We start from the raw sequence: 8,074 nt of genomic DNA on the forward strand, positions 1-8,074 counted from the left end.
AGAATAATTGCCAGCTGTCCACCGCCAACCAAACGGCTCACCGCCATCACGACTCCCGACAGCAGCAAGGCACCAACAGACGCGCCGCCCAGACCACAACAAAGCCACTCTGAGGGAGGAGTATTTGCGCCAGCACCGCACCAAGCAGCGCCCCCGATGCAATACCTAAAGTTGAAGGTGAGGCAAACTCGTTATTAAGCGATATCTGGATAAGCAGACCGGAACTTGCGTGCAATGGGCCGATCATTATTGCCATCAGCGCAGTAGGTAACCACACACTGTTGAACATGGCTTGCGCCACAATGGGATCACCAATAGACGGCAATATCGTTAGGTATCCAACTAACGCCAGCACCAGTAATCCAAAAAGCGGGAGAAATGTCTTAACCATGCTCTGCCTCACTGATTTGTTCTGCACTGCCTTCAGGCGAATGTGTATCTGATGAATGAGTATCTGGTGAATGAACGCTTTTTATATTGGCGCCATGAGAATGCGCTTCGATTGCCACTGTAAAAGCGCGAGCCATACGTTCAATGGATACCGGACCGCCAAAACTCCAAAGCGGCTCTACCGGCTCGATATGATGATCGCGAACAAAAGGCAGTGTCTTCCAAACTGGAGAAGCCGTGATGTACTCACTATTGGCTTGATCGCCGGCTAACAAAACCAAGGTATTGTTAAGCTGGGGCAGTTGCTCGATAGTCAGATGGGTAAAGTCTTTACCAGGCAGGGCTTGAGTCCAGTGATAATTTAGCCCTAAACGGTGGATAATTTGCCCCGCTAGACTGTTGTCACTAAAGACCCGAAGTCCGTAGCCCATGCCGACAAACTTGGCATAGGTGATGGGCTTAGAGTATTGCAGGCGCTGGCGGAGCTTGGCGAGTGTTTGGTGCAACGTCTCGACTATCATCTCTCCCTGCTCGCTATTGCCAGTGACCTTGGCTATGGCTTTGAACACACGTAGAGACTGATCAAAGTAGTTAAACGCGCTCTCATCACTCGACGCATATTGCCGATAAAGCAAGGTTGGCGCGATTTGCTCAAGCTGCGGCAGTAACCGCTGATGACGAAATTGGTAACCAACAATCAGATCCGGTTTCAAGCTCGCAATCGCAGCGAGACTGGGCTCTTGGCGACGGCCAATATCCAATACATGATCACCAATGGCAGGATGGTTGGTTTGCCACTTTTTATAACCATTAATTTGCGGCGCACCTAGGGGCTCAATGCCCAGTGTCAGCAACATTTCAGCAACGCTCCAATTAAGCGCTACTACCCTTAACTTAGGCTTATCAACACTCACACAGGTTGCCAAGCATATCTGGTCAGGGATTTGAGCTTGGCTCGACGTCGCGACCAACATGATTATCGCTACCCAAAACGTTTTCATCGCTGCGCCTCCGGCCACAAAATCCACTGACCATCAACGTTTACCTGCTTAATCGGTGTGTGGTAAATGTCGGAAATCACATCAGGTGCCAACACCTCACTGACCTTCCCTTGCGCAACAATACTACCCTCGGAAATCAGCATCGCATTATCACTGTAGAGCTTAGCTTGATTGAGATCGTGCAATACCCAGACGACCGTTTTGCCGTAGTCTGTATTAAGCCGCCTGACTATGGTGAGTAGATTGATTTGATGAGCAATATCGAGCCATGAAGTGGGCTCATCCAACATGAGGATAGGCGTATCCTGAGCCAGCACCATGGCCAGCCAGCAGCGTTGAAGTTCACCACCTGAAAGTGATGTCAGGGGCGTGTCTTGGTAACCGCTGACTTCGGTCTCTCGCATCGCCCACTCAATCAGCGCTCGATCTTTATCATCACTGCGCTGATACCAGCGCTTATGTGGGTGGCGACCGAAAGCCACAAGCTCTTTCACCGTTAAGGTGGCCGGTAGCGGGTTTCGTTGGGGCAATAACGCCAAGGAACGCGCGAGATGTGGTTTAGAAAGGTTCGAAAGTGGGGCACCTTCCAGCGTCACGTCACCGCTCGTCGGTGCACACAGACCGCTGACAACAGAAAGTAGCGTGCTTTTCCCTGAACCATTAGGACCGACCAGTGCAGTCACCTCCTTTCGGAAGGTGCCACTGACATCGCTCAGTAAAGTTTTACCCTGAACATTTAGATTAAGATTGGAGAACGTTAGCGACATAACGGTTAAAACTCCGCACTGTAGCTAAGCGCAAATGTGCGACCTTGACCGTTGTAACGAAATAGCTCAGGGGCAGAAATCGTTCCGTATAGAACCTGAGCGCGCTGACTCCAAATCGTTTCGTAAACCGTGTTAAACAGGTTCTCGATACCAAAATTAATTTGACCTACAGGTAGCGCGTAGTAACCGGTTAAGCCCGCCAAATGGTATCCGTCTAGCTTGTTATTGTCTGCGTCCTCGTAGTCTGCCAAGGATTGCAAAAACAGCTCCGCACCATAATTTAGGTTGTCGTAACCCACTCTCGTCACCGCACTAGACGGGCTAGCAAACTGCACTGACATGTCTTGCCAAGAGCCTTGGTTTTTCTCTTCACTGCGGATCCATTGCCCTTGAATACCGGCATAGATGTTTTGTGTGAAGTAGTAATCAAACTGACCTTCGATACCATAAATACGACTCTCTTCATTGCCGACGTCTAAGGTCATATCGCTGGTATCGATCTTCTGAGTCTTGTCCGACAACGAGTAATACCCTGCGACCTGAGTCTGATAGTTCTCTTCTGTAGCGCGCCAACCCAGTTCAATCGAATTGGTTTTCACTCCCGGCAGCGGCGTGTTGTTAATATTGACACTGTTAACTAAGGTCGCTCGCCCCGGATTAGAGGTATAGTCGTACGTCCCTTTACCGTAAACTTTTGCTGGATCTGGCACATTGAAGCCTTGGCTAAAGTTCGCCCATAGCTGCTGGCTGTCTGACAAGTCATAAACACCACCTGCATTGAATAGCCAAACATCCGTTGATGAGCTACCGCCAGGTATTGCATCCGCACCAGAGATAAGCCCCTGAGCCACATACTCTTGTTGAGACAAGCCAACGAAATCGCTAACGTCATAACGCGTTTGTTGATAACGAACTCCACCGGTTAACAACCAATCTGGCGCTACACGCCAATTAGCTTGAGCAAACAATGCTGCATTTTGAGTATCGATTTCTGGATAGCGCTGATGCTCACGCAACTTTTCAAACGTCATCGCCCCCGAAGCCATCGCAGTTGCAAGATCAAACACCCGCTGTTTTGCACTGAATGTCTCAGAGGCGTAGTCGCCACCGTAGTTTAGTGACACGTCTTGCCACTCTTTTTGTAGCATTAACTTGCCACCAAAAATGCTGGTGTCTTGCTGAGAAGCGCCATACATAGGGGTTCGAGTATCTGGGAATGGAAAAAAACCTAGCTCTTCGCTACGGTAGTAGAGTTGCGCTAGCAGCGCATGAGACAACACATCATCATGCTTGTACTGAGCATTCACGAAAGACCGTTTTGTTGACGGCTGTTCGTCAAGCTTCAAACCTTTTTGAATGTCAATGAACTCAGGAAAGCCCATAATGCCTGCCAAATTAGAGCCTAAATACGCGCCATACTCAGTATCTTGCTGACTGTCATAATATTGTGCCGTAAGAGATAGCGACTGCTGCTCGTCAAAGTGAAACTCTAGATTGCCCATAACATCAACGGCATCGTTGAACTGCATGTCTGTTTGCGTTATGTCTGGCATGATCATGTTGCCATCGCCATCAAACGCGGCGCCTTTCCCCTCATAAGCAACCGAAAGGCGACCTGCCACCGTGTCATTACCACCAGAAATGGCGACTGCGGCCTGTTTGGTAAGATCTTCACTGCTGTTAAAGCCAGAGACACCGCCAATACGAGCCTCAACGCCCAACTCTCCAGACTCGCCTTTTTTGGTAATGATATTGATGATACCGCCCGATGCTCCCGCGCCAAATAATGCGGTCGCACCAGATAGCACCTCAACACGCTCGATGTTAAATGGGTTAATACTGTCGAATTGGCGGCTGATCTCACGCGTTGAGTTCAGCGATACACCATCAATCATCACGAGTGCTGAGCGCCCACGTAGATTCTGTGAGTAGTTAGTTCGACTTCCACTACCAAAGTCAAAACCTGGTATCAGTCTTCCGAGGGCTCCTTTTAAGTCAGCGCCCGCATTGATCTGCTTTTCGAGTTCTTTTTGATCGATTACCCACATGGTTGTTGCAGAATCCGCGATCGTGCTTTGGATTTTTGAGCCCGTTACAATCACCGTTTCTAGGTCTGATTTTGGTGAGGCGTAAGCGGCACTGTGAACCAAGATGGCCATGGCCAGTGTGGTGAGGGGAAGACCCTTTCTCACTAAAGTGTTCATGTTGTTCCTTTACTTTCTGATATAGAGGTGGTTAAAAGCGAGCGAGATGTCGATACTACGACCCACATCAGACTCAAAATAACGAGTGCGAACAGGCTCGATGCATAGAGAGCATTGATGCCAACGCTCAGGCACAGCGCAGCACTTGCAGTGCCGACTAGGTGTCCCAAAGAATGACTTTGAACCAGCAAACCACTGGTCTCAGACACCTTGCGCTTCGGCTCTCCACGTCGAAACGCGACTTGGCTGTACCAAGGGGGTAATCCCGCTATCGATAGCGCGAGAGCTAAGCCTGCGAGAATAAAGTTTGTTAAATTGGGGTCTGGGATCAGCGCAAGTAAGCCGAAGCCCACTAAACCGAAGGCAATGATGAAAAGGCGAGTCTTAAGCCACTTAGCTAGACAAGGCATAACCCAGACTTGCAGAATGAACAGCAGTACCGACAACGCAAGCATCAATAAAGCAAGCATCTCACTCGCCTGTTCGGCGTCCCCTACTAGTGATGTCATCTCGGGAGCGAGTGCGAGTTGAAAACTCGCCACCAAGGCGGTGGTAGACAGCGCTATGACAAGCGGCGCGATCAAAGAGGACGGATAGAGTAAAAATAGCGACAGCGTCTGGGTTTTAGGCGCAGTAGATAGCTCTGCTTCTTGGCCGGTAGAAGAAATAGATAGACGCTTAAAATAGCTCCAAGACATCGGCACAAAAGGAATCGTCAATACCCAAAGCCAATCAACTGGCAATAGAACCAATCCCGGTCCTGCAAGTCGTCCGAGTGTCAAAGCTCCACTTATTTTGGATAGCTTCTTGTACCGTCTTTGCTCACATGACGTTTGTGCATACATGCTCCCTTGAGCGACCGGCATGAACGCACTTGAAAAGAACCCCATAAATAAACGAGATACACCAATCAATACGAGAAACTCAATACTGAACTGGACGCTATTGGTCGCACCTAAAAGCAAAGCCACAAACAAAGCATTCGATAGAAAGTAGCCCAAGATCGTTATTTTTGTGCTAGATAAGTAACCAAGGCGAATAATGACTCCTGCCAAAACGCCGAGCCAATAAAGAAACTCAGCATATTTAAATTCAGGAAAGCCATGATCAAAGACCATGATTTCCCTGAGCCTTCAATACCGAGTACTGCCACTAAAATTGGCAATAAACTCAACAACAATGTTTGATTTAGCCCTACTGCAAGTAAGGCACCACGCATCCACATAGCAACAACTACACTACATATTTTATGAAAATGATAATAATTATCGTTATGATTGTTGATCTCATAGCAATTTGTCAATAGATTATTTACATAAACGAATCACATCCATATCTATATATTTATCAATTAGATAATGACAAAAAGGGACAAATCGTGACAAAGCAGTACTGGTATCAGGCAAATCAAAAGCTCATCGCCAAAGCACTTAGCGAGCTTGATTTTGAAGAGATGTTTGAGTTCGACCGTGAGGTCGCCATGAGTAAAGACATTGCGCGGATAACACTTGTTTTAAATAAGGTCACCTGGCAGTTTGATGCAAGAAAAAGTATTTGGGGAATGTATAACCCTATTATTAATTCGATAAATAATGAAAACTCAAATAACCCAACAATTAGTGAGTTTTTAATTGATCTTCAAGCGACAATAAAAATAAACGACATTGACCTTTCTGGTCTCATAGAAGAAATGAATCAAACCCTATTCAGTGAAGTGGAACGCGTCAAAATACTCGAGCATGTCACCGCGTCGGATATCATCAATTGCGATGAAATCCAAAGACAACGTTATCTCGATGCACACCCAAAGCTTATCGCTAACAAAGGTCGATTAGGCTGGGGAGAAGATGAGTTAAAACGTTACTCACCAGAAACCAGTGTCGGTTTTCAACTGCGTTATGTGGCTGTGCACCATTCACTTTGCCACAGCGGGTTTCGTGACGTTCTAGCAGCTGCCGATTTGATCAAAGCCACCATGTCACCGAGTGATTATGACGGTTTGCATGCACAGTTACCAAAAGGTCACGAAACGGATTACCTTATGATTGCTATACACCCTTGGCAATATCAACGCTTTATCCGTATTCAATTCCAAGACTACTTTGAGGATGGACGGTGTATCGACCTCGGTTACTCAAAAGCACTATGGCAGCCCCAACAGTCCATACGCACGCTCAGCGCCCTATCCCCTGAGACCAAATTCGATGTTAAAACAGCCGTCACCATACTCAATACCTCTTGCTATCGCGGCATTCCAGGCAAATACATTCAGCAAGGGGCAGCCATATCGACTTGGCTAGCAGACATTGCTAGCAACGACCCACTACTTAACTCCCTCGGGCTTAAGGTGCAGCAAGAACTCGGGGGAATTTTTGTTTCTCACCCGTATCAATCTCAAATCGAAGGCGCCTATCGATACAATGAAATGCTCGGCTGCATTTGGCGAGAACGTGCGGAGTCAGTCATCAATTCAGAACAAAGACCGATGTCGATGGCAACATTAATGCAGGATGATGGCAAAGGAAACGCATGTATCTTGGCGTTAATCGATGCCTCTGGTCTTTCGCAGGAACAATGGCTAACTCAACTGTTTCGCCATGTCGTCATCCCGCTCTACCACTTGATGTGCCAATATGGTGTAGGGCTCGTCGCTCACGGGCAAAATGTGACACTGACTCTTGAAAACAATCAGCCGGTAGGCTGTATCATCAAAGACTTTCATGGCGACTTAAGGTTGGTGGACGAAGAACTCCCTGAACTGGACTCACTCGATGATGCCATCAAGCAAAACCTGACACGCTACCAGCCAAGTACCTCGTTCATGACCTACTGACCGGTCATTTCGTCACTGTGCTTCGATTTATTTCCCCGTGGTTAGAAACAACCGAGTCAGGACAGAACGGACTTGAACCCCAAGGGATCAGTGAGACAAAATTCTACGGCATACTCGCTAAAGAGATTCAACGCTACCAAGCGGCTCACCCCCATTTAAAACCCCGCTTTGAAGCCTTCAACCTGCTTAGCGAACACATCGATAAGGTCTGTCTTAACCGAGTGAAGTTTAAAATTGGATATGGGGAAAGTAATCAAAGGCCACTGCCTGAGCTTGGGGAGCCGATACGGAACCCTTTGGTAATTGGGCTTGAAACGTAACTAAGAACAAATTGATGTGCTCGATTGCAGTGACTGAGTGTCACTGCAATTGAAAAATACTACCTTAAACTCAAACACCAAAGCAGTGAATTGCAATAAACACGATCACTGTAGAATCGTCATCGTTGCCAAACAAATAAGGACTGAAACCGTCAAAATCCACAGGACGTATATATATGTAATGGAAAGCTTTATGAAGATTGGAGAACATACGGAGCGTATTTCCGTCAATCGCCGCTTTTTTGCCCATTTAGGGAAGGTGACAGCAGTAAGCAAAGCTATACCGTGTGTTAGTGCTACGAAATGGAACCCTCTCACTAGCGCAAGCTCTCCCCTTGTATAATGCTCTGGGGAAAAAGCGTACTGAATAACTCTCCTTGGAGTAAAAAAAGTCAAAACTCCGCCAACCAATATAAACCACACTAATAGCAGACCACCAAATGCAAAGAACAATATGAATGCCCACTCTACAATCTGCATATTTTATTCCCGCCGAGAGTACTGACAATAAAAGTCACCAATAGAAACAATTAACTACGTCGCTGGGAGGAATAATTGA

Annotated in this window: 7 protein-coding genes; 2 read left to right on the forward strand and 5 right to left on the reverse strand. The window is 47.2% G+C overall.

Annotation, left to right across the window (positions count from 1 at the left end; translation table 11 throughout):
• Positions 1–46: 46 nt before the first annotated feature.
• From TZ48_RS03255 to TZ48_RS03275, 5 genes are read right to left on the reverse strand one after another with little or no spacing between them, the layout of a single operon-like run.
• Positions 47–391 carry an iron chelate uptake ABC transporter family permease subunit gene (locus tag TZ48_RS03255; protein ID WP_112478246.1) on the reverse strand — a complete coding sequence of 115 codons (345 nt, stop codon included), beginning with the start codon at positions 389–391 and terminating at the stop codon, positions 47–49.
• Complete coding sequence (locus TZ48_RS03260) at positions 384–1,391, reverse strand: ABC transporter substrate-binding protein (protein ID WP_112478247.1); 1,008 nt, start codon at positions 1,389–1,391, stop codon at positions 384–386. Before TZ48_RS03260 ends, TZ48_RS03255 begins: the two co-directional genes overlap by 8 nt.
• The gene (locus TZ48_RS03265; RefSeq protein WP_112478248.1) at positions 1,388–2,158 is read right to left on the reverse strand and encodes an ABC transporter ATP-binding protein; all 771 of its coding nucleotides are present in this window, start codon (positions 2,156–2,158) and stop codon (positions 1,388–1,390) included. The genes TZ48_RS03260 and TZ48_RS03265 overlap by 4 nt, the downstream gene beginning before the upstream one ends.
• Before the next feature lie 5 nt (positions 2,159–2,163).
• Complete coding sequence (locus TZ48_RS03270) at positions 2,164–4,362, reverse strand: TonB-dependent receptor (protein ID WP_112478249.1); 2,199 nt, start codon at positions 4,360–4,362, stop codon at positions 2,164–2,166.
• Positions 4,359–5,480 (reverse strand): MFS transporter, encoded by a 1,122-nt coding sequence (locus tag TZ48_RS03275; protein WP_112478250.1) that lies wholly within the window; start codon positions 5,478–5,480, stop codon positions 4,359–4,361. The genes TZ48_RS03270 and TZ48_RS03275 overlap by 4 nt, the downstream gene beginning before the upstream one ends.
• A 260-nt stretch (positions 5,481–5,740) precedes the next feature.
• On the opposite strand from TZ48_RS03275, the gene TZ48_RS03280 reads away from it, so the two are divergent.
• Entirely contained in the window at positions 5,741–7,195 is a 1,455-nt protein-coding gene (locus tag TZ48_RS03280) for an IucA/IucC family protein (RefSeq protein ID WP_239670685.1), read from the forward strand.
• A gap of 17 nt (positions 7,196–7,212) precedes the next feature.
• The gene (locus TZ48_RS25715) at positions 7,213–7,515 is read left to right on the forward strand and encodes a ferric iron reductase (RefSeq protein ID WP_275426405.1); all 303 of its coding nucleotides are present in this window, start codon (positions 7,213–7,215) and stop codon (positions 7,513–7,515) included.
• Positions 7,516–8,074 lie beyond the last annotated feature (559 nt).

Origin of the sequence: Vibrio variabilis (assembly GCF_003263785.1) — a bacterium.
In the GTDB taxonomy this organism is placed as follows: domain Bacteria; phylum Pseudomonadota; class Gammaproteobacteria; order Enterobacterales; family Vibrionaceae; genus Vibrio; species Vibrio variabilis.